This window comes from Vibrio sp. 2033 (assembly GCF_033339735.1).
Genome location: NZ_JAWOVC010000023.1, coordinates 1 through 14425 on the forward strand (window position 1 = coordinate 1; position 14425 = coordinate 14425).

15 protein-coding genes are annotated in these 14425 nt (G+C 41.7%); 5 read left to right on the top strand and 10 right to left on the bottom strand.

The window, feature by feature from the left end; translation table 11 throughout:
* Together R7P74_RS21135 and R7P74_RS21140 are read left to right on the top strand one after the other, a co-directional pair.
* Window positions 1-1350 (top strand): relaxase/mobilization nuclease domain-containing protein (locus R7P74_RS21135; protein ID WP_318123151.1); only part of this gene is annotated, 1350 nt, incomplete at its 5' end.
* A 258-nt stretch (window positions 1351-1608) separates the two neighbouring features.
* Complete coding sequence (locus R7P74_RS21140) at window positions 1609-2448, top strand: hypothetical protein (protein ID WP_258458546.1); 840 nt, start codon at window positions 1609-1611, stop codon at window positions 2446-2448.
* A 183-nt stretch (window positions 2449-2631) separates the two neighbouring features.
* On the opposite strand, the gene R7P74_RS21145 is transcribed toward R7P74_RS21140, so the two are convergent.
* The 4 genes from R7P74_RS21145 to ahr all read right to left on the bottom strand — a co-directional run bounded on the left by R7P74_RS21145 (window position 2632) and on the right by ahr (window position 5650).
* Window positions 2632-3039, bottom strand: a complete 408-nt coding sequence (locus R7P74_RS21145; RefSeq protein ID WP_140049448.1) for a PaaI family thioesterase — start codon at window positions 3037-3039, stop codon at window positions 2632-2634.
* 91 nt (window positions 3040-3130) lie between these two features.
* On the bottom strand, window positions 3131-3343 hold the full coding sequence (locus tag R7P74_RS21150; RefSeq protein WP_443293133.1) for an aldehyde dehydrogenase family protein: 213 nt from the start codon (window positions 3341-3343) through the stop codon (window positions 3131-3133).
* A gap of 20 nt (window positions 3344-3363) precedes the next feature.
* Window positions 3364-4608: an aldehyde dehydrogenase family protein gene (locus tag R7P74_RS21155; RefSeq protein WP_318123152.1), complete on the bottom strand. Its 1245-nt coding sequence runs from the start codon at window positions 4606-4608 to the stop codon at window positions 3364-3366.
* A 40-nt stretch (window positions 4609-4648) separates the two neighbouring features.
* Window positions 4649-5650: an NADPH-dependent aldehyde reductase Ahr gene (gene ahr / locus R7P74_RS21160; protein ID WP_258474509.1), complete on the bottom strand. Its 1002-nt coding sequence runs from the start codon at window positions 5648-5650 to the stop codon at window positions 4649-4651.
* A gap of 131 nt (window positions 5651-5781) precedes the next feature.
* On the opposite strand from ahr, the gene R7P74_RS21165 reads away from it, so the two are divergent.
* Window positions 5782-6693: a LysR family transcriptional regulator gene (locus R7P74_RS21165; protein ID WP_140271335.1), complete on the top strand. Its 912-nt coding sequence runs from the start codon at window positions 5782-5784 to the stop codon at window positions 6691-6693.
* Between the two features lie 224 nt (window positions 6694-6917).
* Here the strand turns inward: R7P74_RS21165 and R7P74_RS21170 are convergent, their stop codons facing one another.
* Entirely contained in the window at window positions 6918-7406 is a 489-nt protein-coding gene (locus tag R7P74_RS21170; RefSeq protein ID WP_318123155.1) for a hypothetical protein, read from the bottom strand.
* Between the two features lie 160 nt (window positions 7407-7566).
* Between R7P74_RS21170 and R7P74_RS21175 the strand changes: the two genes are divergently transcribed.
* Entirely contained in the window at window positions 7567-7974 is a 408-nt protein-coding gene (locus R7P74_RS21175) for a LexA family protein (protein ID WP_029788667.1), read from the top strand.
* Window positions 7974-9233, top strand: a complete 1260-nt coding sequence (locus R7P74_RS21180) for a Y-family DNA polymerase (protein WP_258474513.1) — start codon at window positions 7974-7976, stop codon at window positions 9231-9233. Before R7P74_RS21175 ends, R7P74_RS21180 begins: the two co-directional genes overlap by 1 nt.
* 212 nt (window positions 9234-9445) lie before the next feature.
* Here R7P74_RS21180 and R7P74_RS21185 read toward each other — a convergent pair whose 3' ends face one another.
* The 5 genes from R7P74_RS21185 to R7P74_RS21205 are packed head-to-tail and all read right to left on the bottom strand — an operon-like array spanning window position 9446 to window position 14317.
* A complete protein-coding gene (locus R7P74_RS21185; protein WP_318123157.1) occupies window positions 9446-11053 on the bottom strand; it encodes a GTPase in 1608 nt (535 codons plus the stop codon).
* Window positions 11046-12824, bottom strand: a complete 1779-nt coding sequence (locus tag R7P74_RS21190; protein ID WP_318123159.1) for a dynamin family protein — start codon at window positions 12822-12824, stop codon at window positions 11046-11048. Before R7P74_RS21190 ends, R7P74_RS21185 begins: the two co-directional genes overlap by 8 nt.
* 9 nt (window positions 12825-12833) lie before the next feature.
* Window positions 12834-13298 (bottom strand): hypothetical protein, encoded by a 465-nt coding sequence (locus tag R7P74_RS21195; protein ID WP_140050326.1) that lies wholly within the window; start codon window positions 13296-13298, stop codon window positions 12834-12836.
* Between the two features lie 15 nt (window positions 13299-13313).
* The gene (locus R7P74_RS21200) at window positions 13314-14159 is read right to left on the bottom strand and encodes a GTPase (protein ID WP_258474505.1); all 846 of its coding nucleotides are present in this window, start codon (window positions 14157-14159) and stop codon (window positions 13314-13316) included.
* Window positions 14160-14179: 20 nt separating this feature from the next.
* Complete coding sequence (locus tag R7P74_RS21205; protein WP_258474504.1) at window positions 14180-14317, bottom strand: NYN domain-containing protein; 138 nt, start codon at window positions 14315-14317, stop codon at window positions 14180-14182.
* Between the last annotated feature and the right edge of the window lie 108 nt (window positions 14318-14425).

Genomic DNA, 14425 nt, shown 5'->3' on the forward strand with positions numbered 1-14425 from the left:
CGTGAGATAGCAAATTATAAAAGCAAGACTGGAATGCAGAAACCCACCAGCCACCGAATGATATCTCTTCAGAAAGGCGAGCAGCTTAGCCATAAACAATGGCGCAAGCTCGTGAAGAAGTATATGCGTAGGATGGGACTTCAAAACACAAAATATGTTGTGTTTATTCACAATGACACTGACCATAGCCATATCCACATCAACTGCGGAGCCATCGATGTCAAAACAAAGAAAGTCGTTAACGAATGGCAAAACCACCCTAAAGCCACGAAAGTCATGCGAGAAATTGAAGAGGAGTTCGGCCTTAGAAGTGTTGTCAATCCAGACAATATGCTTAATGAAATTGATGAGAGCAAAAAATTAAAGCCCATTAACATCGCTCCTAAAAAGAAAACTAAAGGCGGTGATAAAGCCCAAATACGACGCAAATTAGACTTTGTACTTGAGCAAAACAGACTACTAGATGTCACGCCGACTCTTCCAATTTTCGTCGAGCAACTAGAAGCTGTTGGTGTTCAAGTTAGGCTTAGTTACAAATCTCAAACAGACAAGCTACCCAACGGGATGTCCTATCGTTTGAGTAAGCCCAATAAATCACGAAACAAGACTAACAGGCCAGCCTTGTACTTTCCTTCTTCAAAGATGGGACACGGCAACGCATATTCCCTAAAAAACCTGCTGAATAACGATCGATTTACAATGACCGAAAGTGACAGTCAAAGCCTTAAACAGTTAAATATTCTTGAATCTAAGCGTGCTTATGCCATTGTCAAAGACCCAATCCAGACGATAGAGAATGAGCACGGTCATCTTCTGAGTCATGATGACCGCCACTGTAATGTGGTGCTTCGCTTCAGAGCCAAAGACTTCACAAAAATCAATAAAGCTCTCAAGTACTCACGCCTCCGCACTTACCTTCAACTATACAACGAGGGTGGTTCGAGGGAATACGATCCCAAGCTTCATGGCTTTGTTTTCAGGGTAAGAATCAATCAAAAATGGCATAAGGAACGCTACAGCAAATCTTGGTTCAATTCTCCCAAAATGACTCGTGATGAATACTCTGCATTGGTCAATCAACATCTGGCAGAGCTATTGATTGAGTTCATTGAATCATTGCTGCATATGTTGGGCTTTGGTTCCCCTTCTATTGATGCAGAAAGCCATCTGGGAGACTACAAAGAGCAACAAGACTTCCATTTAAGGCGCGATAACGGACTACATACCATCCACACCATCCCCCAAATTCTAAATGCTATACAAGATGCAAACGCAAGCGGACATATCGAACGCTACTTAGAGATGTGCAAGGAGCAAGGGCTAGATCTAACCTTAAAAAGTAAGCTCTAGCTGACTAATTTTAGTCAACTTACTATGGCTCCTAATCAGAATAATAAGTTGACTAAAATTATTTTTCAAATATCAATAAATCAATTACCAAACAAACTAATACAGAGTAATCATTAATTTAACAATCAAAGAATAAAAACATCTACGAATTCATATTCAATAATAAAAATATGTCAAATAACTTTTTATTGCATAGATAAAAATAAGAATTTACTATTTAAATAACCTTACTAATAAATATAATAAAAAGGACAACTTATGCTCAGTGTAATTGAAGCAAATAAAATCATTTCCGATATGAGAGAAGAAAACGCAAATACTGCAAACATTAAGGTATGGTATCAATTGCGTCTACCACGTGATAATGGTAAGTCTATATCCGTAAGAGGCACTGTTATTGATAGAGACTCTGTTGTCTCATCTGAGGTTATCTTCCAGATCCCACTTGATACCGCTACTAAAATACCAAACTCAAAGTACGACATAGAGCGTAGATACGCCACAGAGCACTTTCAACCGCACATCATGTCTCTAAAAGACAGCTACTTCGAGAAAATTCAGGTGTATCTCAAACTAGCAGTCAAAGAAAACCTCGAACGCGTGGCAAACATTGAACGAGGAACTGTTACTCTCGAAAACGGCGATAACGTCCATCAATTTGCGTCCCCTATCCACCATTTGTGTGAAACCATTGGCCAGATAGAGCGTGTTGATGGCAGTCGCACTATTGAGTCAAGAGGATTAGAACTAAAAGCGGATGAAGCCGAAGACATTCAACAAGCTCTGGCTCGTCTAGAATCAATACTGGCGAATATGGGGTACGGCTGCAAAAGCTTCAATGTAGAGAAGTATCAAAATGACGAGATTGCCCAGTTTATGGATAACAAGTATGACATGGGCCGAATGATTGGAGGCCTAGATAAGCTTGAGAAGCAGTCAAAGTTCGAACAAGACTGCTTAGCCCGTTTCAGTAATTGCAATGAAAGCTTATTGACGCCGCTTTCAGAGAACGCTACTTCCAACACCACATCTCGCGTTAGAGCAATCTTTGAAGCGTTAAGGGGAAGAAACGTTAAAACAGGGAAAAAAGCCAAGTGAGTTTTGCCCTTTGAAGGCTTAACTAGCAACCACCATACGGCATTCTAAATTACAACAATCGAGTCCCGTTTAATGTGACTCGATTTTTAGTACAACACGCTTTGGAGCAAAATCGAGTCCAAGCTGCCAGAAATAACTATCTCGATTTAGATCTGATACGAAACAATCTCCCTCGAATTGAACTTACTGCACGCTAGGGATGATATATGTCCCCGTTGCTCGTGCAACCAGTACTCTGCTCTCTTCCGAATATATCGATACTTCACCGTATGCACTTTTTGGGCTGAGCTTCAGAATGCTGCATTCAGCTACAATGTTTTGGCTTGCTTCTGGTTTTCTCAAAAAGTTAATATTAATACCTGATGTTAAAGCCATCTTTGAGAGATTACTTTTAGATAAGACAGCAACATAAAGGGCAGCATCAGCAACTTCCATCAATGTTGGGCCTGAGATTGTGTTCCCAGGGCGAACATGTTGTTTGTTAATTACCTTCTTGATGACCACTTTTTCTTCACTAACATGCTCTATCAGGAAGTCCGCTTGAGGAAACTCAGTCTCAAAAAAATGTTCTAACTCACTCTTACCAACCATATATTTTTGCCTTATTCCGAACTTTTTCATTATACAGACAGAAAAAGCAGCTCAAACAACATCTTGAGCTGCTAATAGTTAATTGACTGGCTTAGTCAATAGAAGCGTAGATTGATTTGTTTTGTGTATAAGACTCCATAGCCTCAATGCCCATTTCACGCCCAATACCAGATGCTTTATATCCACCAAACGGTAAAGCACTATCGAACTGTCCCCAGGTGTTTATCCATACCATTCCTGCTTCCATTGCGTTAGCAACACGGTGTGCTCGACCTAAGTTTTGAGTTTGAACGCCTGCCGCCAATCCATATTCAGAATCGTTGGCTAATGCAATGGCCTCTTCTTCTGTGTCAAATGGTATGACACAGCCAGTACAGGCCCAAAAATTTCTTCTTGAGCAACGCGAGACTTGTTATCTACATCAGCAAGAATTGTCGGTTCAAAGTAATATCCTTTGCCATCAACAGTCATCGGTTTACCACCCATGACCAAACGAGCACCATCTTCTAGTGCAATATCAACGTATTTCGCGCAATTATCGCGAGCCGCAGCATCAACTTGTGGGCCAAATGTAGTCGCAATATCTAGTGGGTCACCGATAACAAGCCCTTTCGTAGCTTCAACTAGCTCTGCAAGAACTTCATCATATACACTGCGCTGAACTAACAAACGAGTACCTGCCATGCAGAACTCACCTTTATTGAAGAAAGCAGCAATGCACGCATGTTGCGCTGCTTGTTTGATGTCTGCATCTTCAAAAATAAGATGTGCTGACTTCCCGCCTAGCTCTAAGGTCACTTTCTTTAGTGATTCTGCGCTTTGCTTAAGAATGCCTTTCCCTACTTCTGTTGAGCCAGTGAATGCAATCTTCTTCACTTTGGGATGCTCTACTAGAGCATTTCCAACTGTACGGCCAGAGCCTGTCACAACATTAAACGTCCCATCAGGTAATCCTGCATCTTTAAAAAGCTGAGCCATTCTAAGAGCCGTCAATGGCGTGGCAGACGCTGGCTTGTGAACAAAAGTATTACCTGCGGCAAGTGCTGGTGCAATTTTGGTACAAGATAGAATCATCGGAAAGTTAAACGGCGTAATTGCCGCAATAACGCCTAGTGGCTCTTTGCGAGTATACGCTAGTGGCATATGCCCACTTTCTGAAGGGGTAACTTGACGCGTAGCGCCACCCAATTGACCACTTGCAACACCTGCATAGAAGTGGAATAAGTCAGCGATAAACTGAATATCGAAATGACGAGCGAAAGCCAACGGTTTTCCCATATCCATTGACTCGAGAGCGGCAAGTTCATCCGCATTCTCTTCAATTAAATCACCGATTTTGTTTAATACTCGAGCTCTATGGTGTGGCCCCATTTTGCGCCACTCACCATTTTCAAAAGCGTCGTATGCTGAGTCTACAGCATCATCTACATCGTCTAATGTGGCTTGTGCGACACGCATGATTTCGAGTTCATTGGCAGGATTAAATGTCGGTGAAGTCGCACCATCAGCAGCATCACGCCATTGCCCGTTAATAAATAATTGACCTTTTGGAAGTGTTGGATTTGTCATGTTCATTTCCTCAAATAACTTCAGTTACTCAATAGTTTAACTAGCGTTCAAGTACGACACGGTAACGCGCCTTCCCACTTTTCACTCGTTCGATCGCTTCATTGATATCATCAAATTTATACAATTCGATAGCTGGCTTGATATCGTGATGAGCAGCGAAATCAAGCATTCTTTTGATATTAACGGGGCTACCTACAGGAGACGCTGAGATCGTTTTTTGACCAAAAATCATTGGAATAACTGAAATATCTAGAGGATCTGTTGTTGCACCAACAAAATGTAAGCGACCTTTCGCTTTCAGTGTTGAGATATATAAGTTCCAATCAAGCTTTGCACCTACCGTAGATATGATGTAATCAAAACGATTCGCTGCTTTGGCAATATCTTCGGGATCACGGGAGTTAATTGTGTCAGAGGCACCGAATTCCATTGCTTCTTTTTTCTTTTCTTCAGAACTGGTAAAAGCGGTGACTTCACAACCCCATGCTTTCATAAACTGGATTGCGAGATGCCCCAAGCCACCAATACCAATGACTGCAACTTTATCTGTTGGTTTAATATCGAACTGAACAAGAGGGTTAAATACGGTAATTCCTGCACATAATAGTGGGCCTGCGGCTTTAGGATCGAGTTTTGATGGTATTGGCATAACCGCAGATGCATCAGCGACAACTTTTTCTGCAAATCCTCCGTCACGTCCCATCATCGTGATCTCAGCATCACCACAAAGATTGTGATCACCAGACATGCAATCAGAACAGGTATGACAGTAGTCACTATTCCAACCTAAACCAACTGTTTGTCCTACTTCAATGTTGTGAACCTTAACTCCAACAGCTGAAACTTTACCAACGACTTCATGCCCTGGTACGAGTGGAAACTGACTCAGTCCCCACTCATTATCAAGCATGCTTAAATCTGAGTGGCACACACCACAGTATTGAACATCAATAACAACCTGATTTTGCTGTAATTCAGGCAATTCTCGCTCAACAGCTGTAAGAGGTTGGCCTGCACCGTTTGCTGCGTATGCTTTATACATTGCTATCTCCTAACGCTTAAACCATTTGCTAACGAGTTCAGTCTAAGTTTCGTTGCTGGTATTTTGTAGACCAAGAATATGTATTAGACTGTTAGTCTGTATCTAACAGTAGAGATAAGCAGAATATCAGTATGAAAGGCTCGACTTACAGTCAACTCACAATATTTCAAACCATAGCGAGTGAAGGCAGTATTCGAAGTGCTGCACGTAAGCTGGAAATGGCGCCACCGTCGGTAAGCTACGCACTAAAGCAATTAGAAGGTCATTTGGGGTTGCCCTTATTCACGCGCAGTACGCGACGTGTTGAGTTGACGGAAGCAGGGCGACTACTGCTGCAGCGAACAACGTCAGCCATAACTAACTTAGACTATGCATTAGAGAGTATTAAAGATTTGGGAGACGCACCTTCAGGCAAGGTCAGGATTACTTTACCCCGCTTCGTATTTCAGTTTTTTTTACAGCCAATCTATGCTGAATTCTGTCATCGTTATCCCGATATTCAACTTGAGATCAATGTGTCTGATGCGACATTAAACATCATTAAGGAGGGGTATGATATTGGCATACGTTTTGGTGACAAAGTTGAGCAAGAAATGGTCGCTCGTCAGTTGACGCCTACTACTCAAGAAGCAATGTTTGCTTCAGAGGATTACATCAAACGATATGGTCTCCCTAACACTCCGAGTGATTTATATCACCACCGTCTAATCCAATATCGTTTTTCAACCTCTAATGAATTGCGACCTTTAAAACTACAGCAGAACCAAGAGACCATAACGATTGACATGCCAGTCTCATTAATCGTCAATGACACCTACGCCGTGGTTGATGCAGCTGAAAAGGGGTTGGGGATTGGTCGTATTATTGCCCCATTAGTTAAAGAGAAATTCGATGAAAAACGATTGCAACCCGTACTTCCTACTTATTGGATATCCTACCCTGGGTTCTATCTTTTTTATCCTCAACACAGCCAAAAAGCACGACGAGTAAGAGTGTTAATTGATTTCTTGATAGAGAAGAGTCGTCTGACTCCTTTTTGGTGATCAATTCTATGATGTTGAGACATTTGTAACGAGCAGGCTTTGACCTCTCGTTACAAGAAACTGTTGTCAGAGCCGAATGGGAGTTCTTTTCAGTTAAACATGAACAAAAGTACTATAATTTCTATGGCACCATCCACCACCGAGTAATTACATTAACTCAGGCTGAGCCAGCAGCTACCCCATAACATCAAAGTCACGCCTTGATGTTTTCTACTTCAGCTTCATCAATCCGAAATGCCCTTAACCTCTTTCCTTGGGATCATTCGATAGTCTCCTATCTTCCAATCATCGACAAATACGTCGAATTCGTCTCTATCAAGTAAATCAATAGGACGAGCGGTCAGATATTCACTCTGGCTAGCTTCTGCCGAAACTAAAGCATTGTAAATTTTTAGATCACCATTACCCAAAGCTTTCTCTACCAACTGGTAAGGCGCAACCGCTTTGCACATCAGCACGGTTTTCTCAGCAAATAGCCAGTACAGGACATCAATGTCATCTCGGCCTGTTCTTAAATCATCGAGACGTCTCTTTAGTCGATTTTGTAATTCCATGTTTTCATCAAACTGAAATACTGGGTAAAGGTGCCAGCCGTTTATATCTATACACAACCCTTTTCGATTCCCCTCTTCAACCACCTCATCAGTGTAAAACTCGAGCTTATTAAGCAAGTTCTTAACCACTATAAGTCGCCTTTGATCTAATTCCATCACAACGTTTGTCCTCATAAAATTCCGATTATCAGAAACATAGAAACAAACCTTCAAATCGCCAAATTAAATTTGCTGAGATAGTAGGCAAACAGTTCACACCGACTTGCCAAAATGACTTTTTGACACCAAAATGATACTGTCTATTTATACAGTATCATTTATGAAAGTTATCCCAATCAGCGCACATGCTGGCATCACTGGATTTGAGTCGCCAGCTACCGAGTACAGTCAACTATCTCTCGATCTCGATGAGCTTTTAGTCGAGCACCCGAGTGCAACTTTCATCGGAAGAGCATGTGGTGATTCCATGCAAGGGTTAGGTATATTTGACCAAGATTTGCTTATCGTAGATCGACACGTCGATGTAAAACAGAATGACGTCGTTGTTGCGAACCTTAATGGTGAATTCATATGTAAGCAGATTGATATTCATCGCAAGTTATTGCTTTCAGCAAACGATAAGTATCAACCAACCCTGATTACCGAATGTGATTCTTTCTCGTTAGAAGGTGTGGTCATCCGATCGATACGTTGTCACAGACCAAGTCACCTGCTGAGAACAAAATGATGTATGCCCTAGTCGATGCGAACTCATTTTATTGTAGTGCTGAGCAAGTTTTCCGTCCCGACTGGCGAGGTAAGCCCATAGTTGTTCTTTCTAACAACGACGGGTGCGTAGTGGCTGCAAATCGACAAGCCAAAGAAGCGGGCATAGAGAAGTTCAAACCATTCTTTCAAGTTAAAGCACTTTGCGAGCAGAAAGGAGTTATTTCCTTATCATCCAATTACGAATTGTACGCCGACCTATCGTCCAAAATGATGCAAGTAATTGGTCGATTCGCTCCAGAGCAACACATCTACAGTATCGATGAATCTTTCCTATCATTCGAACGTTGTTACCCTGCCATTCCATGCTTGAAAACGCATGGAATGAAGCTGAGACGAGCTGTGTGGCGAGAATGTCGCTTACCCGTTTGTGTTGGCTTTGGCCCAACTCTTACACTAGCAAAAATCGCTAACCATGCCGCTAAGAAAATACAAGGGTATAACGGAGTCTGTGTTCTCGATAGCGAGCAAGAGCGCAGAACCATACTGTCGCAGCTCGGTGCAGGTGACATCTGGGGCATAGGTAAAAAAATACAAGCTCGTTTGAAGTTTATGGGCATCAATACAGCTTTAGAACTCGCTGACTATCCACCAGCATTAGCTCGTAAAGAGTTTAACGTCGAAATCGAACGCACTATCCGTGAACTCAATGGCCAACCATGTAAAGTTTGGGATCAATCAAGGGCAGACAAAAAACAAATCTATTCTACGAGAAGCGCAGGTCAGCGCATTACCGACTTGGAATCATTACGCCAGGCTTTGGCAAAGCATGCGAATATAGCCTCTTCAAAGGCTCGTCAGCAAAATAGTTTGTGTAAAGTGATGTTATGCTTCGCCAATAGCTCCCCCTTCGATGAGAAGGCTGTAACGCGTAGAGCGATACATAGGTTTGCCTACGCTACTTCAGATGTCACACAGATCACCAAAGCTGCCACTTTACTCGCAGAAGAACTATTTTGTGAAGATGTTCGCTTTTACAAAATTGGCGTCGGGTTGTTGGATTTAACTGATGGGAAGAACGAGCAGTCAGATCTATTTAACCCCATGCCCAACGACCCAAAACTCATGTCTGTTTATGATTCGTTGAACCAACGTTATGGTTCTGACACCTTATTTCTGGGAGCACAAGGAATAGCGCAGAAATGGGGCATGCGGCGTGAGATGTTAACGCCCCACTACACAACTAAATGGCAAGACTTGCCAGTTATCAACTGTAGTTAAACTAACCTGTTGATTTTTGGCAGTGTGAAGGTTTTTCCTCAAAGTATTTTAAAATAAAGACTTTACACAATTCAGGAGGATGCCCTCTTGGAACTACGTAACACGTAAGTTCACTTATAAATGTATAAAATGAAAAAACTCTCTACTCCAATGAGTAGAGAGCTCTGAATTAGGACAGTTAAATAAGACCCTTACCTAATCGTTACCTTAGCTTAGCGAATACTTTTTAATGCCTCTTGGCTCCTGCTAAATGCACGAATATCAGATTCAACACCACCATGTTGCTGAGATAGAAGCTCTAGATTGGTTTCTAGAGGCCTAATAATCGGCATAAATGTATCTACTATGTTCTCTTCGAGAACCTCATTCAGACTTTCTAAAAGTTCATCTACCAGCTTGTTGGTATTGGTTTTGATTGTTTCAACTCTCTGCCGCTCTTGCTGCATTTGGCGTTCAGCTTCTTTTTGACCTCTATAGAAACTGTATGCTGCACTTAGTAGATCTATGGCAGGGCCAACGAATGGTACAACCTTGCTTGCCATTTTTTCCATTGTCTTTTGCCCAATCCCTCTAAATAGTTCAGGAGCGAGAGATTTACCTTTTTTTAGAGCAAACATAATCCCCTCCTTCGCTATATCATCCACAACAAAGTCTTTACCTTTTATTCCTATATCTGCAAAGCCAGACAGAAGCGAAATAATACCATCGCCATCATTCTTCTCTGCCTCATTAGATGTGCTAGTAAAGTATTCAGACATAGCAGGCGAGTTGGCAAAAATTTTGACTAGCTCTCCAGCCTCCATATCTAGTTGCTTTAGGGTTCTCGATAGCTGATGTTGATAATATTCGATATTTTCTTGGTACCAAGCTTCTACATGTTCGTTAGCCTCTTGAGGTCTTTCTGCAAGCACCAAGTTCATAATTGTATCCGAGAGTGCTGGTTTACCTTTAAGTGCTTTTGTTTTGACTTTATCTTCTAATACGTCTTTAAGATCATTAGCCATTGTAATCCAAGCGGCTAGCCTTTCCAGCTCAGCATTATCTACTTTCAAAGCCGCAGCTTCTTTTCCCGATTCAAGAAGCTCATTCAACTCGTAACTAAGTGTCTTTGCAATTTGGACGCTATCTGTGCGATCAAAAAGACGACTAACGGCTTTCTCAAGTTTTGGTACTTGGCTAAACTCTACCATTTTAGGCTTGTCTTCTATCTTGCCGCGCATACCAAGCTTAGCGTTAACAAGGTAATCTTCTACTCTATCTAGCTTTTCAAGCAAGAACTCATCAGTCCCGCAGTACTTATAAATATTCTGTTTAAACTGGTCTTTTATCGCAAGTAGGTCAAGATCGCCGTCTTTTTGGTTGGTTTTATTGTTGATTACAATAATTAGTGGCTTACCTACTTCAAGAATCTTCTTTATTTCAATATAAGTCTGCTCTTCATCGACAACACCACCACTACTCAGTACAAAAATAACCGCATCTGATCGTAATAGCTGATCACGACTGACTTCTTCATGTTCAATAGGGGCGTCAATTCCTGGAGTATCAAGGATCTCGACATCACCTACTTTGTAGCTAGAGACAAGTGCTGTTTTAGGAATATCTGCGTACTCCGCAACTTCTTTCCCTACGAGCGCATTAATTAGCGTACTCTTACCTGCATTATATACACCGTAAACCATCACTACTGGACGGCCATTCTCCATACGTTCTAGCAAGTTAGACGCAAAAGATTCGACAGTTTGATCATCAATATATGATTTTAGCAGCGGCTTTCGGTCTTCAAACACCACTCTAATTTTTTCAAATTGCTCAAACATTATGTTGCTCACTTATAAATTGTTTTAAGTTACTCGTTTCATCGCTGATATGGGTAAACGATTTCTTTATAGGGGTAAAAACCTGATTAAGCGCAGCCGTTTCTAACTGGGACAACTTACCTGCAATTAAAGATTCTCCGCGCTCATATAGTGAAGCTTTAACCTGCTCCCTATTGTCTCCAACAACAACCTTTTCTTCGCCTTTAGCATCAACGAGCTTCGCTGCTTCTCCCCCGACCATGCTACCTGCTGTTGCTCCGATAGACATCCCAACAGGGCCTCCAGCAAAAAAGCCAATTGCGCCTCCAACGACAGCACCTATACCTGAGCCAGCAGCTTGGTATTTTTTGGTGTAGTTAATCTCTATTTCTCGTTCTACATCTTCAAAAGCAATACCGCCCTGTTCGGCAATGGCAGTGGTTAACCCTTTTAAGTTCCCGAGAGCCTCGCTGCAATGCTTGTCTAAAACAGGATCGTAGCGCTCGCTAATCAAGTTATCTATAAATGTGCTGAATTCTTGGTTAAGTGCTTTGGTATCTTTAGTTGCGGCGTGTTTATCAACAAGCTCATCAAGCATAAAGGAGAATTCGAACGCAATTTCTGCTTGAACTTTCTTGGTGTCAAACTTTAGTGCAGCGACGCTTTTCTCTATCGCATTCAGCGCAGTCGAAACTTGTTCATCAATCTTTGCGACGCTCAATTCAGAATCCTCTGATACCAATAAGCTGTACAACGCGTGTAAGTTTTTTTGTGGCACCTGCTTCTTTAACTCAATACCTTCCGACTCAATAAGCGCACTCAAATTGTCAAAGAAGTTTTGCATACCAGAATGTTTCATTGCTTCCGCAGAGTTTCCATAATGTTGCGCATAATGGACTGAAATACTCAGCGCCGAAGTGTCTATGTATTCACCTAGATCATCACACAGCAAGTCCAGCTCCTGTTTTAAGTACTGTTCTTGGTCTGCTCTGTTCTTATCAGATTTCATTACCAACTCAGTAATAGGCACTCCTTCTTCATCGAAATCGACGACTTCCTCTTCACTGCACCGTGTAATCAGAACCATGATGCGCTTCTTAGCTAAGATAAGCTTGCGCAATTCTTCGAAGTCACTTCGACGGCCAGGCTGGGCGCTATTACATGGATAAACAATCAGGTCGGCACTATCTGAGTATTGTTTAGCAAGATCCCCATTTGCACCATTGATAGAGTGCAACCCAGGGGAGTCGACCCAAGTAAAGCCTGGAGTTCGAAAGCCCTGAATACAGCTGGTGGTTTCTGAAGTGCCAACAGCAAAGCCTTTGCTGTAATCGATGACTTCTCCAAACTCGGTATTTTGCGCCTCTTTAAAAAACTGCGGCTTATGTAGCTTTTCATCGAGGGACTCTAACCACTCTGGTGTCGGGTCAGATTGCCCTGTCGCAATGAAATTACCAAGCGAGCTTTTACCCGCTTTTACCTTGCCGTAAACAAATACTAGTAACGAGTCTCCGAAGTCCTTTCGAAACTCCAGGTTAGTCTGATAGCTATTGACCTTCTTCTCCCACATAGCCATATGAGCATGAATTTGTTCAAAGTTAACCTGAATAAACTTCTCTACTGGGTTGTTAGTAGCATTAAGCTGAGAAACCGCTTTAACAGTCGAAACAACATGATGAATCTTTCTGATAAGCTCTTGCTCTTGTTGTTTCGTCTGGTTCTCAATGGCTTTTAGCTCAGTAGCTAGTGCTGAAGTTTTACTATAAAAACGTTGATGGGCTTCTAAGTTCATTATTATGCTTTATTTAATTAGGCGGTCAGTTAGTTCTTGTTCTAGCATAGATAACTCACGCAACAAGTTATGCTCAAACTTGGAGCTATCGTACTCTTTTTTTAACGAAACAGGTGAACCTGCCACAGCTCTGAGGGACACTAGCGCTGAATCTACATCGTGTACACGACGCTCGGTCATTTGTTCTAGTTTCATCATATTTTTGATTAAAAACTTGGTATCTGTCTTGAGATACTCTTCACGAATAACACCAAAGTGTTTCGTACCATATTCAGACAGCTGACGAATTAATCGCTGCTTTTGTTGTCGCTTTGCTAACTGTTTTGCTTCTTGTTCGGCTTTTTGCTGCTCTTTCTTTTTTTGCGCATCATAGTTAGATGAAGAACTCGACGAAGAGGAAGAGTCATCCTCTGTTACTGCGTCATAAATCGCTTTACCAACAATTGCTACAGCAGGGACTGCTAACCACCACATAACTACCGCCTTTATTTATAATGCTTGAATTTGTTTTAACTGTTTGCTGATGTCTTGTTTAATCTTTTGCACCGCTGCAACGAACTTCTTCTCTCGTTCTGCGTACTGTTGTTTTTCTTTTTCTAGCAACACTCTTCGTGCTTTGATTACACCAAGATAGCTTTCATATTGACTATGAAGCTTTTTCGTCCGCTTAACGTCCAAAGAAGCTGTCACCGACGAAATCATTTTATTCAGTTCTTGTTTTAGTTGCTCTACATTGCTGTACTCGACAAATTTAGGCTTGCTCTCCATGACTCCACGTTTGTACAGCGTAGTTGAAACCAGTGAAAGGCTGATATCAGGAGATAAGTGCGCAGCGACTTGATATTCTAGCTCTTTGATAATGTCGTCGTCAGGTTTTGTGCCTTCACATGCTGTCACAACGAAAAGCACACTGTTTGAATCGCCATGTTGTTGATATACCGATTTCATCGCATCTAAATCGTGCTGTTGAAGGGAGCCTGACGTTAACTTATGAACAAAAATAACGATATCCCCTTTTAATGACCCCATTTCAGCTTGCTGAGTGTCATCATCGTTAACATCAAGTCCTGGTGTATCAATAAAACAGACGTTGCCCGTTTCAAACGTTTTATTCACTCGTGTTTGAGGGACATCAGCGGTCGGAAAATATTCGTTTTCGATATGATTTGTCAGTGAGTTTAATAATGAGCTTTTACCTGCATTGTATGAGCCAAATACGACAACATTAACCAGTGCATTCTGCTCTGAGAGTTGTCGCTCTATATTGTCGAGCGATCTATGCTCTGACTCTGGTAAGTGCTTTCTAAGTAGATCAACAAAATGTTTGTCTTGCATGTTTACAACCTTGGTTGAAGTTACTCAGTCGAAAAATCGCCATATGCACGCTTGACGATGATTTGCCCGCAGCTTAGCAGCTCTTCGATGAAAGAACTCAATTTAGAACGTGGCGTGTTATCAGAATCAATGAGAACAGCAATTTTACGACTCCCCATGTACAATTTCCTTCTTCTATACAAGGACATAGTATCCGAGTCACCAGTCAAATGCCACTGCATGCGTATTAGATTTAATGACGTTAAATGAGCAAGGTTTCCATGGGC

Coding starts and splice junctions, on each gene's coding strand:
- R7P74_RS21145 (WP_140049448.1), bottom strand. CDS start 3,039: ATGGTTGGTAAGAGTGAGTTAGAACATTTTTTTGAGACTGAGTTTCCT.
- ahr (WP_258474509.1), bottom strand. CDS start 5,650: ATGTATAAAGCATACGCAGCAAACGGTGCAGGCCAACCTCTTACAGCT.
- R7P74_RS21180 (WP_258474513.1), top strand. CDS start 7,974: ATGTATGCCCTAGTCGATGCGAACTCATTTTATTGTAGTGCTGAGCAA.
- R7P74_RS21175 (WP_029788667.1), top strand. CDS start 7,567: ATGAAAGTTATCCCAATCAGCGCACATGCTGGCATCACTGGATTTGAG.
- R7P74_RS21190 (WP_318123159.1), bottom strand. CDS start 12,824: ATGAACTTAGAAGCCCATCAACGTTTTTATAGTAAAACTTCAGCACTA.
- R7P74_RS21155 (WP_318123152.1), bottom strand. CDS start 4,608: ATGACAAATCCAACACTTCCAAAAGGTCAATTATTTATTAACGGGCAA.
- R7P74_RS21195 (WP_140050326.1), bottom strand. CDS start 13,298: ATGTGGTGGTTAGCAGTCCCTGCTGTAGCAATTGTTGGTAAAGCGATT.
- R7P74_RS21165 (WP_140271335.1), top strand. CDS start 5,782: ATGAAAGGCTCGACTTACAGTCAACTCACAATATTTCAAACCATAGCG.
- R7P74_RS21205 (WP_258474504.1), bottom strand. CDS start 14,317: ATGGGGAGTCGTAAAATTGCTGTTCTCATTGATTCTGATAACACGCCA.
- R7P74_RS21140 (WP_258458546.1), top strand. CDS start 1,609: ATGCTCAGTGTAATTGAAGCAAATAAAATCATTTCCGATATGAGAGAA.
- R7P74_RS21185 (WP_318123157.1), bottom strand. CDS start 11,053: ATGTTTGAGCAATTTGAAAAAATTAGAGTGGTGTTTGAAGACCGAAAG.
- R7P74_RS21200 (WP_258474505.1), bottom strand. CDS start 14,159: ATGCAAGACAAACATTTTGTTGATCTACTTAGAAAGCACTTACCAGAG.